Annotated in this window: 1 protein-coding gene; it reads left to right on the top strand. The window is 58.4% G+C overall.

Annotated elements, in window-relative coordinates:
• Window positions 1-267 (top strand): malonate decarboxylase subunit alpha (locus QN399_RS26355; RefSeq protein ID WP_330201947.1); only part of this gene is annotated, 267 nt, incomplete at both ends.

Genomic DNA, 267 nt, shown 5'->3' with positions numbered 1-267 from the left:
GCTCAACCATGGCATCGGCTTCAACACTGCTGCCATCGAATTGATCCTGCCCACCTACGGCGAATCCCTGGGTCTGAAAGGCAAGATCTGCCGCAACTGGACACTCAACCCGCACCCCACATTGATCCCGGCGATTGAAAGCGGTTGGGTGGAGAGTGTGCATTGCTTCGGCACCGAACTGGGCATGGAAAACTACATTGCCGCACGCCCGGATGTGTTCTTCACCGGCCGCGATGGCTCCATGCGCTCCAACCGCATGTTCTGCCA

Origin of the sequence: Pseudomonas sp. 10C3 (genome assembly GCF_036346185.1) — a bacterium.
In the GTDB taxonomy this organism is placed as follows: Bacteria; Pseudomonadota; Gammaproteobacteria; order Pseudomonadales; family Pseudomonadaceae; genus Aquipseudomonas.
Note: the sequence above shows the minus strand (reverse complement) of the source record. Positions and strands in the feature narration are given on the sequence as shown.